12 protein-coding genes are annotated in these 16,431 nt (G+C 68.1%); 7 read left to right on the plus strand and 5 right to left on the minus strand.

The annotated features are described in order from the left end of the window. The first annotated feature begins 134 nt into the window (after nt 1-134). Nucleotides 135-1,226: a 2,3-butanediol dehydrogenase gene (locus BN3906_RS05205; protein ID WP_066585046.1), complete on the plus strand. Its 1,092-nt coding sequence runs from the start codon at nt 135-137 to the stop codon at nt 1,224-1,226. Nucleotides 1,227-1,293: 67 nt separating this feature from the next. After that, nucleotides 1,294-2,493, plus strand: coding sequence for a benzoate/H(+) symporter BenE family transporter (locus BN3906_RS05210; protein ID WP_066585048.1), 1,200 nt, complete (start codon nt 1,294-1,296; stop codon nt 2,491-2,493). Here BN3906_RS05210 and BN3906_RS14415 read toward each other — a convergent pair. Then, nucleotides 2,389-2,889 (minus strand): hypothetical protein, encoded by a 501-nt coding sequence (locus BN3906_RS14415; RefSeq protein WP_367294248.1) that lies wholly within the window; start codon nt 2,887-2,889, stop codon nt 2,389-2,391. The two genes, BN3906_RS05210 and BN3906_RS14415, sit on opposite strands and share 105 nt — an antisense overlap. A gap of 666 nt (nt 2,890-3,555) precedes the next feature. Between BN3906_RS14415 and BN3906_RS05215 the strand changes: the two genes are divergently transcribed. The 5 genes from BN3906_RS05215 to BN3906_RS05235 all read left to right on the plus strand — a co-directional run bounded on the left by BN3906_RS05215 (nt 3,556) and on the right by BN3906_RS05235 (nt 14,264). Next, nucleotides 3,556-5,133: an NYN domain-containing protein gene (locus BN3906_RS05215; RefSeq protein ID WP_066585051.1), complete on the plus strand. Its 1,578-nt coding sequence runs from the start codon at nt 3,556-3,558 to the stop codon at nt 5,131-5,133. Nucleotides 5,134-5,164: 31 nt separating this feature from the next. Then, nucleotides 5,165-7,285 carry an arabinofuranosyltransferase gene (locus tag BN3906_RS05220; RefSeq protein ID WP_066585053.1) on the plus strand — a complete coding sequence of 707 codons (2,121 nt, stop codon included), beginning with the start codon at nt 5,165-5,167 and terminating at the stop codon, nt 7,283-7,285. 65 nt (nt 7,286-7,350) lie between these two features. After that, nucleotides 7,351-10,806: an arabinosyltransferase domain-containing protein gene (locus BN3906_RS05225; protein WP_078057140.1), complete on the plus strand. Its 3,456-nt coding sequence runs from the start codon at nt 7,351-7,353 to the stop codon at nt 10,804-10,806. Nucleotides 10,807-10,826: 20 nt separating this feature from the next. Further along, nucleotides 10,827-12,923, plus strand: coding sequence for a M13 family metallopeptidase (locus tag BN3906_RS05230; RefSeq protein ID WP_066585056.1), 2,097 nt, complete (start codon nt 10,827-10,829; stop codon nt 12,921-12,923). Between the two features lie 126 nt (nt 12,924-13,049). After that, entirely contained in the window at nt 13,050-14,264 is a 1,215-nt protein-coding gene (locus tag BN3906_RS05235) for a glycoside hydrolase family 25 protein (protein WP_078057227.1), read from the plus strand. Nucleotides 14,265-14,282: 18 nt separating this feature from the next. Here BN3906_RS05235 and BN3906_RS05240 read toward each other — a convergent pair whose 3' ends face one another. The 4 genes from BN3906_RS05240 to BN3906_RS15020 all read right to left on the minus strand — a co-directional run bounded on the left by BN3906_RS05240 (nt 14,283) and on the right by BN3906_RS15020 (nt 16,314). Then, on the minus strand, nt 14,283-15,182 hold the full coding sequence (locus tag BN3906_RS05240; protein WP_066585059.1) for a VOC family protein: 900 nt from the start codon (nt 15,180-15,182) through the stop codon (nt 14,283-14,285). Further along, nucleotides 15,182-15,526: an RNA-binding S4 domain-containing protein gene (locus BN3906_RS05245; RefSeq protein WP_066586144.1), complete on the minus strand. Its 345-nt coding sequence runs from the start codon at nt 15,524-15,526 to the stop codon at nt 15,182-15,184. The genes BN3906_RS05240 and BN3906_RS05245 overlap by 1 nt, the downstream gene beginning before the upstream one ends. A gap of 99 nt (nt 15,527-15,625) precedes the next feature. Next, the gene (locus tag BN3906_RS15015) at nt 15,626-15,937 is read right to left on the minus strand and encodes a LysE family transporter (protein ID WP_261796845.1); all 312 of its coding nucleotides are present in this window, start codon (nt 15,935-15,937) and stop codon (nt 15,626-15,628) included. After that, on the minus strand, nt 15,934-16,314 hold the full coding sequence (locus BN3906_RS15020; protein WP_261796846.1) for a LysE family translocator: 381 nt from the start codon (nt 16,312-16,314) through the stop codon (nt 15,934-15,936). The genes BN3906_RS15015 and BN3906_RS15020 overlap by 4 nt, the downstream gene beginning before the upstream one ends. Between the last annotated feature and the right edge of the window lie 117 nt (nt 16,315-16,431).

The following is a 16,431-nucleotide window of genomic DNA, read 5'->3' on the forward strand; positions in this document are numbered from 1 at the left end:
CGGCTCCACCCATCGCAGGATCTTATGTGTCCGGTCCGACGGTGCTGGACGGGTACCCCCGCTCAGGGACACGGGGGCGGGGACGGACATACCATTGGCGGGGAAACTGACACCATCGCTGAAAGGTGAATCCCGTGAAGGCAGCCCGTTACTACGGCAACCACGACATCCGTATCGAGGACATCGACCCCCAGCCCCTGGAACCGGGCACCGTGCGCATCGATGTCGCATGGTGCGGGATCTGCGGCACCGATCTCCACGAGTACCTGGACGGTCCGATTTTCTGCCCCACCGCGGACACCCCTCACCCGATCTCCGGGGAGACCGCCCCGGTCACCCTGGGACACGAGTTCTCCGGTGTCATCTCCGAGGTCGGGGACGGGGTCGACGACCTGGAGGTCGGTGACCACGTGGTGGTCGAGCCGTACATCATCCGTGATGACGTGGACACGTCCGAGAACAACGACACCTACCACCTGTCCGAGGACATGAACTTCATCGGGCTCGCCGGCCGTGGCGGTGGACTGGCCGAGAACATTGTCGTGCGCCGTCGCTGGGTGCACAAGATCGACCCCTCCCTGCCGCTCGACGAGGCCGCGCTCATCGAGCCGCTCTCCGTCGGCTACCACGCCGTGAAGCGCTCCGGCATCACCGAGCACAACGGGGCGGGCAAGGTCGCACTCATCGGCGGCGCCGGCCCGATCGGACTGCTCACCGCCGCAGTGCTCAACGCCATGGGTGTGAAGGTCGTCATGTCGGAGCTGTCCCCGCTGCGCCGTCAGAAGGCCCTGGACTCCGGTGTCGCCGCGGTGGCGCTGAACCCCGCCGAGGTTGACGTCGTCGAAGAGGTGAAGAAGCTCACCGACGGCAGGGGAGCGGACGTCGCCTTCGAGTGCACCTCCGTCCAGGTGGTGCTCGACACCCTCATGGCGGCCGTACGCCCCACCGGGGTGATCGTCGTGGTCTCGATCTGGGGCCACCGGTCGGACTTCAACATGCATGAACTGGTCATGAAGGAGATCGACCTGCGCGGCACCATCGGCTACGTCAACTCCCATCCGGCGACGATCCGGCTGGTCGAGTCCGGGAAGATCGACCTGAAGCCGTTCATCACCGGAAAGATCGGGCTGGAAGGTCTGGTCGACGAAGGATTCGACACGCTGATCAACCGCAATGAGACGGCCGTGAAGATTCTCGTCTCCCCGTCCGGTGACAATCTCAGCTGACCCCGCCGGGCGGCGCAGTCCGTGACACTGTTCCGGGCACGGTCCGTCCGACTAGTATGCGGAAACTGTGTCAACTACCGGTTCAACCCCCGCATCTGCCGCAGCCTCAGCCTCCGCCGGCACGGTGACGGCACTGGTCGGGTTCACCAGTTCATTCGTGGTGATCCTCACCGGCCTCCGCGCCGTCGGCGCCTCTGACGCCCAGGCGGCCAGCGGACTGCTGGTGCTGTGCGTCGTCGTCGGAGCCACCACCCTGTGGCTCGCCCTGCGTCACCGGATCCCGGTGACCACGGCCTGGTCAACCCCCGGTGGTGCGATTCTCGGCACCGCGGGTGCCTCCGCCGACGGCTTCGGAGACGCTGTCGGCGCCTTCATCGTCTGCGCCCTCCTGCTCATACTGTCGGGGCTCTGGCCTGCCCTCGGGCGCGTGGCGTCCTCCATCCCCGCCCCACTGGCCCAGGCGATGCTCGCCGGTGTTCTGATGCCGCTGTGCATGAAGGCGGTGACCGGTCTCGGGGACTCCCCCGTGGCGGTCGCCCCGGTGCTGGTGGTGTGGCTCGTCGGTACCATGCTGCTGCCACGGTGGGCGGTACCACTGACCTTCCTCGCCGCCGGGGTGGTCATCGCTGTCCATGTCCTCACCGACAGTTCCGTGTCGCTGGACACCGCGGAGATGCTGCCGTCACTCGAGTTCACCTCCCCGTCGTTCAGTCCGGGGGCGTTGGCAGGGATCGCACTGCCGCTGTACGTGGTGACCATGGCGTCCCAGAATCTGCCGGGGGTGGCGGTGCTCAAGAGCTACGGCTACCGCACTCCCTGGCGTGACTCCCTGGTGACCACGGGGATCGGCAGTCTGGTCGCCGCCCCTGCCGGGGGATCCCCGGTGAACCTGGCAGCCATCTCCGCCGCCCTGGCCGCCTCACCGGAGACGGGTGTGGACAAGGACCGACGCTGGCGTAACGCCGTCTGGTCGGGGGGAACCTACCTGGTGCTCGCGGTCTCGGCGTCCGCGATCGTGGTGCTGGCCTCCACGGCGCCGCAGGGGCTGCTCGCCGCTGTGGCGGGGGTGGCACTGCTCGGAGCTTTCGGGGGCGCGGTCGAAGGAGCCTGGTCTGACCCCCGCCTCCGCCTTCCGGCCGTGGTCACTTTCCTGGTGGCGGCGTCAGGGACGACGTTCTTCGGCGTCGGCGCGGCTTTCTGGGCTCTGGTGGCCGGGATCGTGACGATGGTGCTGCTGCGGGTCACGGAGGGCAGGGCTGTCCACTGACCCGGTGGCCTGAGAGAGTCCGGGACGCTGTATCCGCAGTCCCCGCCACCGGTTGACCGCGGCGGTGATCTCGTGGACCCTCGGCAGGGCCAACGACCCGGTCACCCGGGGCAGCCTGTCCCAGCCGTCGGTGGTGATCCGGTCGTGTACGCGCCGGGCCCGTGAGCTGAGTGGCCCGGGCTCCGCGGCGATGAGCGGGAGGAGTGCGGCGACCGCCCTGGTCTGGGAGGCGTCGACGAGCTGGGAGCAGGCGGAGAGGTCGATCTCGTCGTCCCCGACCTGTATCGTGTCCAGGTCCCGGGCACGTGGCGGTCGGGAACGCCGTCCCCTGTCACGGTTGCCGCCCTGCGCTGCCGTGGACGCGGGGCCTGCGGCGGGCGTCCTGCCCCCGTCCATATTTAACAAGCAGTCACCCACTTGCCGGGACCATCCGAACCGTCTGCATCATCTGCGACTTGTAAAAACTTGGTTCATCACACTATTGAGTTCTCAAACAACAACCGCACACCACGAACCACTCACCCTTGAGCAGGTGAGGCACGAAGTGGCTGTGAGCGATACTGTACAACACCCGGCACCTCAGAGGCAAACCATGGATGTCCGCCCGGTAAACGCTCTGTTTCCCGACGTTTCGTACTGCGCACACCGTGCCGCTCCTCAGCTGCGGTGACCACCCTCGGGAGAGGACCGCCGACCGTAACGGACGGCACGCTGACCCGGACGAGGGTACCCCGTGCGCCGCCGGGAACGCAACGGTGTTCCCTCCTGCTCCCGACGCTTCTGCCCGCCGGTGTTCCATCCGGGCCGGCGCACCGGCCCCGGCGTCCTCCCCGTCGTCCCGGCCCTCCCCGTTCCACAGTCGCCGAACACCACGTCCCTCACAGGCCCGTCCGGGAAGTCCCTGTTCACGCCCGCTTCTCCGCACGCAGGACCGCTCCTCCACCGTTTCCCCGCATGCTCTCGGCCCATCGTCGCAGCCGCTGCCGTGCGCATCTCCCGTAGCCCTTGGTGCACACTGGACCGTGAACATACTCCAATAACAGTTATCAAGGAACGGTCATCATGCTTGAGCGCACCCTCGTCTTCGTCGACACCTCCTACCTGCTCGCCAGCTTCTACAACTCGTGGGAGACCGGGGCGAGATCGCAGTTGGAGATCGACCTGCCGGAGGTGGTGAGAGAGATCCAACGCATGGCGGTCAACCAGCTCGACCAACCCGTGCACCGGCAGAACTGGTACGACGGTATCCCGGACTCCGGCCCGCACCGGTACCAACGTGCCCTGAGATCTGAACCGGGAGTCCAGCTGCGGGCAGGTCAGCTCATCGAATGGGGCGACCGGCGGACCCAGAAGGCGGTGGACACCCGCCTGGTCGCCGACATGGTCAAGGCGGCGCTGACCGGAATGTGCAGCGACATCATTCTCGTGTCCGGTGACGCCGACATGATCCCCGGTGTCGAGGAGGCGGTCGACGCCGGCGTCCGCGTGCACCTCTACGGCTTCGGATGGGACTCCATGTCCTCCAACCTCCGCTTCGCCTGCGACTCGACGACGATCCTCGACCCCCGCGAGGACTTCCGGGACTGCATGCGCCTGCAGGTCCTCGAGGGGCCCCTGCCCCCGGCGACACCGTGCTCTCCCGGGCACGAGACCCGCGGAACCACCACAGACACCGGCGATACTGTCGGCGCCACAGACACGGCAGGGTCTGCAGGTGCCGGGCACACGGTGGAGCACAGGGTTGAAACCACTGTCGTCGACGTGACGGTAGACCTCGGGGTGGACCGGACACCGGACAACCTGCCCGGGCAGGCCGGTGACGACGTTCCCCCGCAGAACGTTCCCCCGGAGAGCAGGGCCCGCTACAAGCCCATCGGGGACGCCGAACCCGTCGAGGATCTCAGCGGAACCTCGGTCATCCCGGGACTGAGGAAGGGACGCACCAGAACTCCGTCTCCGGCCGGGCAGACCTCCGACCGGGGCACCGCGGGAACAGCAGGAACAGCGGGAACAGCGGGAACAACGGCAGAAGCCCGCACCGGAAACGACGGGAACGGTACAGAGAGCGGCGCCACGGATCGGGGGCGGGACGCCGTCACCGGGCCGGGCTCCGGACAGACCCCTCCTTCCCGGCGCGCCCCCTCCCCCGTGACCCCGGCAGATCTCGCTGCCGGCGTCCTCCCTTCCCCCGGGGCTCCGGTGGAACCGGAACAGGGGTCCCGGGAACGTACCGGTGAACCCGCCGACCCTGCCCCGTTGACGCCCGGTGCCGCACCGGAATCCTCCGACGACGAACCCGCGCGACCGAATCCGTCGATGATGGCGCCACGACGGCGTCCCCGCAGCAGGTACATCCCCCTGCCCACCGAAATCTGGCAGACCGCCGGGGAACAGAGTCCCTTCGACGTCGGCCAGCAGTACGCGGTCTGGTGGTACGAGCACGCAGCCACCGCCGACCAGCGGCAGGACGTCCACATCCTCTCGGGGGGCGGACTGCCTCCGTCCATAGACAGGCCGCTCGTGCAGTTCGCCTGTGAGACACTCCACGAGTTCACCCTCACCGAGAACCAGCGGGTGAGGCTGCGGGACGGCTTCCACTCCGGTATCCGCGGCATCCTGCTCAACCCCCGTAAACGGTGAGTCGGACGCCCGGTGTGAGAAGATTCCGGGCATGACAGACTCCACCACCCGCCCGCCGTCCGGTCTGCTGCCGTTCCTCGGCCGGACGGCGGCGGCAGGTGCGACCGGTGCGCTGCTGACCCTCTGCGCCTGGTACCTGCTCCACCACGCCACCCTCCCCGCCTTCACCACATCCAACGTCCTGCGCGGACTGTCCACCGTCACCACTGTCGTGGTCGTGACCGCCACTGTGGTTCTCCTCCACGTCCTGCGCACCGGGGACGGCACCGCGAGCAGGTCCGCAGACCGCCGGGGACGGGTGTCCGCGGCACTCCGCGAAGTCCTCGCCTGGGCCGCCCCCGCCGGACTGGTCGTCGCGATCCTCGCCGTTCCGCTGGCCTCCACCAGGCTCTACCTCGGCGGCAGTGGAGTGGACCAGGCGTTCCGGACCCAGCTGCTCACCAGGATGACGGACACCCCCGGCTACGGGGACATGACCTACGCCGACATCCCTGGGTTCTACCCGCGCCTGTGGTTCCTCACCGGAGGTTTCTTCGCGAGGATCACCGGTCTTGAAGGGTGGGCCGCCTACCAGCCCTGGGCACTCGCGACGATCGCCGCGGCGGCGGCCGTCCTCGTCCCGGTCTGGCAGAGACTCACCGGATCACTCCTCCAGGGTGTACTCGTGGCGTTCGTGTCCACCGCCGTACTGCTGGCCACCGCTCCTGAGGAACCCTATTCCGCCGTGGTCGCGCTCGGGATGCCCGCCGCTCTCCTGCTCGCGGACCGGGCGGTGCACGGCAGTCGCCTGTCCATGGCAGGACTGGGACTCTTCCTCGGCGTGTCCGCCAACACCTACACCCTGTTCACCGCGGTCAGTGCACTGTCCGTGGTCGTCATCGCACTCGCCGCCGCGTGGCGTGCCCGAGGCCGGAGCGGGGACAGGGGCAGGAGCAGGGGCAGGAGCGGGGACAGGTCCGCGGCGTCCGCCCCGCTGGTCCGTCTGGTCGTCACCGGGGTGACCGCGGTGGCGGTCGCCCTAGTCGGCTGGGCCCCGTACCTCTACCGGGTCCTGACCTCCGACGCAGGGGACGGCCCGGGAGGCGTGGTCCGCGGACGGGCCCAGCACTACCTTCCTGAGGCGGGGACGGAGCTTCCCTTCCCGTTCTTCGAGGTCAGCCTGCTGGGGGTACTCAGTCTCATCTGCCTCGTGTGGCTCGTCGTCCGCCGGCGGCAGCGGACAGCCCTCGCCCTCGGCGCGGGTGTCGTCACCTGCTACCTGTGGATGCTGCTGTCCATGACCGCCCCCCTCGCCGGGACCACGCTGCTGGGATTCCGGGTGGAGTCCCCGCTGGTGCTCATCCTGGCCACGGGCGGCGTCCTGGCCCTGTCCGAGCTGTGGCACAACCTGCCGTCACTGTTCTCCCGCCCCGGCCTGCGCGACCTTCCCGGTCTGACATCCTTCCCCGGGCTGCTGCGCCGCACCGTCCCCGTGGCCCTGGTGCTGTTCGGCGTGGCCACCACCGCCCTGATCGCCCGGGTCCCCTCCGAGTTCCGCGACCACCAGGACCGTGCCCTGTTCGACATCGCGTACACCGACACCGACGGTGACGGGGTGCGGGCCGACGGCCAGGCCCCGGACCGGTCCGCGGAATTCGGCACCGTCGACGAGATCCTGCGCCGGTCCCTCGGCGACGACCGCAGCTCCCACGTGGTGCTCACCGACGAGCCGAACTTCATGTCCTACTACCCGTACCACGGCTACCAGGCGCTCACCGCCCACTACGCCAACCCCCTGGGGATGTTCGACGCCCGTAACGCGGAGATCGAGTCCTGGTCGCGGATCACCGACCCCGACGCCCTCGTCAGGGCCATGGACCGTGCCGAACAGGACCACGGCTGGAAGGCGCCCGACGCCCTTCTCCTCCACGGCACCCTCACCCGGGACGGTGACCGCACCGTCGTCGACGGGTCCCTCGTGTTCCACATGGTCGACGACATCTTCCCGAATGAACCGAACGTCCGCTTCCGGGACGTCGAGTTCCCCGGCAGCGCCTTCTCCCCCACGGGGACCGGTTCAGGATCCGGGTCCGGTTCCGGTTCAGGGACCACCACCTCTCCCTGGGAGCTGACCCAGGTCGGGGACCTCGTCGTCGTGGTCCGTTCCCGGTGACTGCGGCCGACACCCCGTTCCGTCCGCTTCGTCGCCCCTGACTTCCTGCCGTAACATGTCCACCTATGTCACGAGTCGATGAAGTTTCCCCCGACGCGTCCCCCTCACGGTCAGCCACGTCGGGTAACCCGTCCCGGCTGAAGCTCACCGCGATCGTGTCGGGTCTGCTCGGCATGCTGATGTTCTGCCTGCTGCCGGTGCTCCCGGTCCAGCAGGACCAGACCAGCTACTCCTGGCCCCAGGGTGGTGACCTGCGCAGCGTCACCTCACCGCTGATGGCGTACCAGCCGGAGAAGCTGGACATCACCCTCCCGGTGTCCGAGGTCCGTGACCTCAACCCCCGCCAGACCACGGTGCTGTCCACGGTCCCGGAGGACTCCGAGGACCAGACCCTGCGCGGTCTGTTCGTCCGCTCCACCCCGAACGGGCTGGACGTGGTCAACCGCAACTCGGTGCTGCTCACCCTCGACCAGGACACGGTCAACTCCCTGCCGGACGGTTCGGTGCTGCGGGTGTACTCGGACTTCACGAAGTCCCGCGCCTGGATCCCCGCCGAGGGAACCGACCCCGGTGACCCCGACGGCGCAGCCCTCGTCGGCCCCGACGGTGAGGCCCTGGAGGGCGCGGACATCAAGGACATGCGTCCGATGCTCACGGGTATCTACACCGAAATGGCGGACACCCCGGAGAACACGCAGGACGCCGTCAACGCCGGCCTCAAGGTCGACGTGACCGTCGACTCCCGGTTCACCTCCTCGCCGTCCGTCACGAAGTACACGGCGGCACTGCTCGGCCTCATCTTCACCGTCATCTCCCTCGCCGCCCTCCACCGGATGGACTGTCTCGACGGGAAGACGAAGACGCGTCACCGCTTCCTCCCGGAGAACTGGTGGCGTCCCCGCTGGCTGGACGCCGTGGTCGGCGTCGTCCTCCTGGTCTGGTACTTCATCGGCGCCAACACCTCCGACGACGGCTACCTGCTTACCATGGCGAGGGTCAGTGTCGAATCCGGCTACATGGCCAACTACTACCGGTGGTTCGGCGTACCGGAGTCACCGTTCGGGGCGCCCTACTACGACCTGCTGGCGCTGATGACCCACGTCTCCAGCGCATCGATCTGGATCAGGCTGCCGGAACTCATCGCCGGTTTCCTCGTCTGGATGCTGCTGTCCCGGGAGGTGCTGCCCCGGCTCGGGGCGCCGCTGAACCGTCGGAAGGTCGCCCACTGGACCGCCGCCGCAGTGTTCCTCGTGTTCTGGATGACATTCAACAACGGGACCCGGCCCGAGCCGGTCATCGCCCTCGGAGCACTGCTGACCTGGGTGTGCATGGAACGTGCGATCGCCACGAGCAGGCTCCTGCCGGCCGCGTTCGGTGTGATTGTGGCGTCCCTCTCCCTCGCCGCAGGTCCCACCGGTCTGATGGCCGTCGCCGCCCTGCTGGCCGCCCTGTCCGGTCTGATACGGATCGTCATACGTCGGCTGCCCGGACTGGGCGCCCCGAAGGGAGCGTCGAGGTGGCGCATCGCCGGGGCGGTTCTGGCGCAGGTCGCACCGTTCCTCGCCGCCGGCACCGCCGTGCTCATCTGCGTCTTCGGTGACCAGACCCTCCGGACCGTCATCGAGGCGATCCGGGTGCGCAGTGCCGTCGGACCGGCACTGTCCTGGTACGACGAACCGGTCCGCTACACCGAACTGCTGAAACAGACGGTCGACGGCTCCTTCCCCCGCCGGTTCAGCGTGCTGATGATGATCTTCTGCCTGGGCGTGGTCATCGCCTCGATGCTGCGCAACCGCCGGATCCCCGGCACCGCCAACGGTCCCGCCGTCCGCCTCACCCTCGTGGTGATCGGCACCATGTTCTTCATGACCTTCACGCCCACGAAGTGGACGCACCACTTCGGGGTGTACGCCGGACTCGCCGCCGGACTCGCCGCACTCGCAGCGGTGGCGGCGTCCACCCTGGCGATGAGGTCGGCACGTAACCGGATCGTCTTCCTCGGCGCCACTCTCCTGCTGTTCGCCTTCTGCCTCTCCGGAACCAACGGCTGGTGGTACATCTCCAGCTTCGGGGTCCCCTGGTTCGACAAATCGATCCAGATCGGAGGCATCGAGGCGTCCACGGTGATGATGGTGCTGTCGGTGCTGGTCATGTTCTTCGGCGTCCTCGTCGGTTTCCGCTCCGACATCCGTGAGGCGAACGCCACCACGGCGTCGGAACTGGCCGAGGTCGCCGACGAGAACTCCGCGGAGGCCCGCCGGCTGACCAAGGTCGCCGCGGCACCCATCGCCGTCCTGACCTCCGTGGTCGTCCTGTTCAACCTGGCCTCGCTCGGCAAGGGCTTCCTGGCCCAGTGGCCGGCGTACACCGTGGGCAAGGGCAATGTCGAGGCCCTCACCGGAGACACCTGCAACCTCGCCTCCGACGTCCGTGTCGAGTCCGACACGAACAGTTCCTTCCTCACCCCCGCTGACGGCCGGGATCTCAGGGACTCCCTCGTGGACAGCTCCACGCGCGGATTCGACCCCAACAACATTCCCGCCGACCTCGAGGACGACGGGGACGACTCCGGCACCGGGTCACCGGCCACCGCCGCGACGACCAGCGGCACCTTCGGGAGCTCCGACGAGGCCACCAACGGGGACGGGACCTCCGGCGGACTGCAGGCCACCGTGGGCGTCAACGGGTCCTACGCGACCCTGCCCTTCGGGATCGACCGCAGCCGGGTCCCGGTCGTCGGTTCCTACACCGACGGCCTCCAGGAGGTCGCCGGGACCACCACCTCGTGGTACACCCTGCCGGAACGGCGCGCGGACGCTCCACTGCTGGTCATCTCAGCGGCAGGCATCGTCGCCCACAACGACATCAACGGCGTCTACAAGTACGGCCAGGACATCACCGTGGAGTACGGCCGGTCCACCGGCGGCACCGGGGAGAACTCCTTCGAGGTCATGGGAGAGATCGTCCCGATGGACATCGAGACCTCCCCCCAGTGGCGCAACCTGCGGGTCCCCATGGACCAGATACCGGCGGACGCCGACGTCGTCCGGATCGTCGCCGAGGACCGGAACGTCACCCCGAACCAGTGGCTCGCCTTCACCCCGCCACGGGTACCCACCCTGGTGGACATGAACGACATCGTCACCCCCGACGTGCCCGCCCTGATCGACTGGGGTACCCCGCTGCAGTTCCCCTGCCAGCGCCCGTTCGACCACCGTGCCGGCGTCGCCGAGATCGCCCAGTTCCAGATCTCCCCGGACCACACGGCGAAGAAGGAGCACTCGCCCGTCCAGAGCTACTACGGCGGCGGTGCCGGCGGACTGATGCAGATGACCACCAGAGCCGAGGAGATGCCGACGTACCTTCAGGACGACTGGCAGCGGGACTGGGGTGTGCTGTCGAAACTGACGGTCTTCACGTCATCGACCGGTGAAACCCCGAAGACCGCGGAGGTGGACTCCGAGACCGTCAGCCGCAGCGGACTGTGGTTCAACGGGCCGATGAAGTTCGACATGAACTGACCTGACCTACAGTGGTGGCCATGACTGACCCCGTAGCCACCCCTGTCCCCGACAACATCACCGAGGCGCCCCGCCCCACCCCCCGTGCGGCGGACGACCTGTACCGGCACGTCAACGGCCCCTGGCTCTCCTCCCACGAGATTCCCGCCGACCGGGCCGTCGACGGCACCTTCCACGCCCTGCGTGACCGTGCCGAACTGGACGTGAAAGCCGTCGTGGAGGAGGCCTCACCGGACACCCGCATCGGGGCGCTCTTCCACTCCTTCATGGACGAGGACGGCGACAACGGCATCGAACAGGCCGGCCTGGGGGTACTGGACGCCGACCTCGACCCTGTCCGTGACGCGGAGGACCTCGACTCCCTGGTCGCCGCCCTGGCGGACCTGGACCGCAGCGGAGTCGGCGGTGTCGTGGGGTTCTGGACCGAGAAGGACGCCGGAGGTTCCGGTGACGGACCCGGCACCGAGGTCCCCTACCTGGTCCAGAGTGGACTGGGCCTGCCCGACGAGGCCTACTACCGTGAGGACCAGCACGCTGAGACCCGCACCGAGTACCGGGGGTTCGTCGCCCGGTTCCTCGAACTGACCGAGTCCCGGCAACGCCCCGGCAGGTTCGCGGGCACGGGACCCGACGCCGCCGCGGATGCCGCAGACGCACTCATCGCCTTCGAGACTGACCTGGCGAAAGGCCACTGGGACACGGTGGCCAGCCGGGACGCCGAGAAGACCTACAATCCCACCGCCCATGACGCCCTGCCGACCGCATTCCCCTTCGCCGACTGGCTCCGCGGGGTGGGTATCACCCCGGAGAACGCCCCGGTGGTGATCGTCAGCCAGCCCGACTACCTGGAGCATGTGGCGACCATGGTCCCCGACGGTCCCGGCGGCGACGGTTACCGGTCCCACGACCTCGACGAGTGGAAACTGTGGGCCTACTGGAGGGTCGTCACCGCCCGGGCCAGTCTGCTGACGAGGGAGATTTCCGCGGCGTCCTTCGACTTCTACGGTCGCACCCTCTCCGGGGCCACCGAGCAGCGCGACCGGTGGAAGCGGGGCCTGTCCCTGGTCAACGGCACCATCGGTGAAGAAGTGGGCAGGGTGTTCGTGGAGAGGCACTTCCCGCCGGCACACAAGAAGCAGATGGAGGAGCTCGTCGACCATCTCCTCGCCGCATACCGGGAGAGAATCAGCGAACTGCAGTGGATGACCCCGGAGACCCGGGAGAAGGCTCTGGAGAAGCTCACGACCTTCCGCGCCCGGATCGGCTACCCGGACGTGTGGCGGGACTTCTCCGGTGTGGAGTTCAGTCCGGCCGGGGCCGACCTGCTGGCCAACTACCGGACAGTCACCCGGTTCAACCACGAGTTCGAGGTCTCCAAGCTCGGCAGGCCCTCCGATCCTGACCTGTGGTTCACCACGCCACAGACGGTGAACGCCTTCTACAATCCCGTCCGCAACGACATCACCTTCCCTGCGGCGATTCTGCGCCCGCCGTTCTTCGACCCGGACGCCGACATGGCCGGGAATTTCGGTGCGATCGGGGCGGTCATCGGGCACGAGATCGGGCACGGTTTCGATGACCAGGGCTCCAGGTATGACGGGCAGGGAAACCTCAACGACTGGTGGAGTGACGCGGACCGGAAGGCGTTCACCAGCCTGACCGACAGGCTCGTCGCCCAGTACGACGGTCTCGTCCCCACCGGACTCGTCGACCGCGGCCAGACCGCGCACAAGGTCAACGGCCGGTTCACCCTCGGTGAGAACATCGGCGACCTCGGCGGACTGGGCATCGCCGTCGTCGCGCTGAAGAGGTGGCTGGCCGGGCAGGGACTGACCGTGGACACCGCACCGACCGCGACGGTGGAGGGGATCCCGGATGCCGACCCGGACACCCGGTACACCGTGCTGCAGCGTTTCTTCCTGAGGTGGGCGAGGATCTGGCAGACGGCGATCCGGCCACAGATGGCCGCCCAGTACATCGCGACCGACCCGCATTCGCCGGGCGAGTTCCGGTGCAATGTGGTCGCGCGTAATGTCGCGGAATTCTACGAGGCCTTTGACGTCGCCCCCGGCGACGGCATGTGGCTTGACGAGGACAGGCGGGTCACGATCTGGTGACGCCGCCGCCGGGGCGGACAGGACGGAAATCACAGGTCTGTGATCCACCGACGGCGCTGTGATATGCACCCCACCATTCCGGTGTTACTGGTGTGACTCACGGGGAACCTGTGTAGGGTGATGCTCATGCGTTCTCTTCCCTGGCGCCGCCACGCGCGCACCACCACTCCCGCCCGACTCACCGCCACCGTCCTCATGGGATCGGCCGCCGCCGTCGCCGCGCTTGTCGCCACGGATGTCCTCCCCGTCCCCTCGTGGGCCCTCGACGGTATCGACGTCGCCAGCCACCAGCATCCCGGCGGAGCCGCGATCGACTGGGACGCCGTCGCCGCCTCCGGCCAGTCCTTCGCCTTCATCAAGGCAACCGAGGGAACCGGCTACACCAACCCCTACTTCTCCTCGGACTCGGCCAAGGCCGCCGCCGCCGGCATCACCCCCGGCAGCTACCACTACGCCAAGCCCGAGATCGACGCCCGTACCCAGGCCAGGTATTACGCGGCCCAGCTCGCCACCGGCGTCAGCCCGTCCCTGCCCCCCACCCTCGACCTCGAGGAGACCGGCGGCCTCGGCCCCACGGAACTGCAGAACTGGGTCCGTGAGTGGATCGACGAGATCAAGACCCTGACCGGCCGCGACCCGATCATCTACACCTACTACTCCTTCTGGGTCGGTCAGATGGGCAACACGACCGAGTTCTCCGAGTACCCGCTGTGGCTGGCGTACTACAACAGCTCCCTGCCCGACCAGATCCCCGGAGGTTGGGACGAGGTCACATTCTGGCAGTACTCGGGCTCGGGGTCGGTCGACGGTGTCATCACCGACGTGGACCTCAACACCTACTACGGCACCGACGAGGAGCTGCAGGCACTGACCGGGACCGCGGAATCCGGGACGACGGTCGGGGACGCCACAGAGGCCCTCAAACCTATCCAGGACGCCGCGGTCGACGAGGCAGAGACCACCAACGCCGTCCAGCACAGCGCGGCGGTCCTCGGACTTCCCGTCCTCAACATCCCCCTGAGCACCGACCTTCTGGTCAACCTGCTCGGACTCGTCGCCGGGGAAGTCTCCCCCGAGGTCGTGCTCCAGACCGCCCTGAACTCAGGGTTCGACTACCAGACCTCACAGACCATCACCGACGCCGGCACCGAGACCCGGGACGCCGACATCACCCTGCCCCAGGGCAGGATCAGCGAACTGGTCTCCACCGTCCTCGGCGACGGCAACGGAACCGTGACCCTGCAGGGGGTGCTCCGGGTCCTCAACGAATTCGGCGCACAGGACTACATCACGAACCTCGCCGGTCACGTCAACGGGTCCGCGTACAGCCCCGCAGGCTAGCCCCGCTCCCGTTTCCGGTCAGTGCCCGGATTTCCGGTGACCGCTCCGCTCCGCGGCGGCCTCACCTGCGGCACGGGCGGCGTCCATGGCGTCCTTCAGCTCTTTCGGCATGTTCTCCGGGTCGAGGATGTCTGGCTCGTGCCAGTCCTCCAGTTTCTCCGGTTCAGGCTCCGGAATCTCACACAGGTTCAGTAACGCGCCCGTCGGATCGACGACGGTGACCAGTCGGCCGAGCTCCGAGTTCCAGGGCTGGCGGACAACCCGTCCCCCGGCACGTTCCACCTTCTTCGCCGCGGCATCGACGTCGGCGCACCCGAGGTAGAGGGTCCACATCGACGGATTCTCGTCGAGGGCCGAGGTGTCCCACATGCCCACCAGTGGAGCGCCGTCATGCTCACCCGTGGCGTACCTGAAACGGTCGTTGTCGGTGTGGACCCGGATGTCCCACCCCGCGAGCTCGTGGTAGAAAGCCGTCGTCTCGTCGAACTGGCCGCCCACCAGGAGCTCGTGCCACACCGGGGTGCCGGGTTCGCCGGCGGCGAAGAACGGCTCGTCACTCCTGGGCTGCTTCAGTCCGACCGTGGCCCCGGACGGGTCGACGAGCACCGCCATGCGGCCACGCTTTCCGACGTCACGCGGGGAGAGGACGGACACCGCACCGGCCCTGACCGCTTCCTCGTGGGCGCGGTCGATGTCCGGGGTGAACAGCAGCATCCCCCACAGGGAGGACTTGTCGTCGGGAACTTCGCCGAGACCGGCGACGGGCATCCCCTGCTTCTTCGCGACGGTGTAGCCGCCGCACGGGTCGTCGTACTCCCAGCCGAGGACCTCGGCGTAGAAGTTCTTCGCGGTCTCCAGGTCCGTGGTCGCCAGGTCTATCCAGATCGGCATGCCGGGTTCGGCGACAAGAGCGGGCATCAGAGGTTCCTCCACTTTTCGGGGTCGAAGTCGTCGTCGGCGGTGGCTTCGTCGAAGTAGTCGTCTCCGCTGCCGGAACCGTCGCCGGTGACTGACGCCGCGACACGTACGGCGACTGCAGGTGCCGCACCAGGGTGCCCGGCGTCATCGGAATCCAGGAGGCCCACCACGTCACCGACGTGGAGGTGACGGCCACGGCGGGTGTCGACCTCACCGTTGACCGTCACCTGTCCTGCAGCGATGACCTCCTTGGCGGTGCCACCGGTCTCCACGAGATTCGCGAGCTTGATGAACTGGCCGAGACGGATGTCCTCACCACGGACAGGGACGTCCTGAATGTGCATGGCGACCATCCTACGACCGGCACCCCCGGTTAACTAACTGACGGCGCATACCGTGACCGCACCGTGACCGGCACTGTGACAGGTGCAGGCCGGCACCGGTCAGACCAGCCGGGACACCCCCTCGACGAGAAGCACCGCAGCGATGCCGAGGAACACCGCACCGGCGACGATGTCGATCCACGCACCGGCGGCCTGCAGACGCCGCGACAGGGCGGGCACACTCACCAGGTAGGCGACGAACATGAACCAGGCCACGCCGGTGACCAGCATCATCGCCAGCACCACCCCACGCGCGGCCCAGGAGGTCTCCGGCGGCACGAACCCGGCGAAGACCGCGCCGAAGAAAACCAGGGCCTTCGGGTTCGACAGGTTCGTCGCCACGCCCAGCCGCCACGCCCGGCCGGTGGTCATCGTCGTGGAGAGCAGGGAGGACGCCGCGTCCGACAGGGCGGCGTCCTTCCTCCGGGCGGCGAGGCCGCCGCGCGGGCGGCGTCCTTCCTCCGGGCGGCGAGGCCGCCGCGCAGCGCGCCCTGTCCCATCCACGCGAGGAAACAGCCGCCCACGAGAAACAGAGCGGTGAGGACGCCGGGGACCGCGTCCACGAGGGCGGACAGGCCCAGCATGGACGCGAGGATCCACAACAGGTTGCCGCTCATGATGCCGAGGGCACAGGCCACACCGTTGCGGCGGACGGCACCGACGCGCAGCAGCTGCACGAGGTCGGGGCCGGGTGAGGCGATGGCGAGGAGCCACGCCACGAGGATGCTGATCAGGGCGCCGGTGGTCACCGGGGGGATTCTAGTGCGACCGGTTCCCCCGGTTACACCCGGCTTCACCGACCGTCACGCCACCGGGAGACCGGGAACTGTCGAATACGCCGTCAACGGAGCGCCGACAGGACCCAC

This window comes from Corynebacterium provencense, from assembly GCA_900049755.1.
Lineage (GTDB): Bacteria > Actinomycetota > Actinomycetes > Mycobacteriales > Mycobacteriaceae > Corynebacterium > Corynebacterium neomassiliense.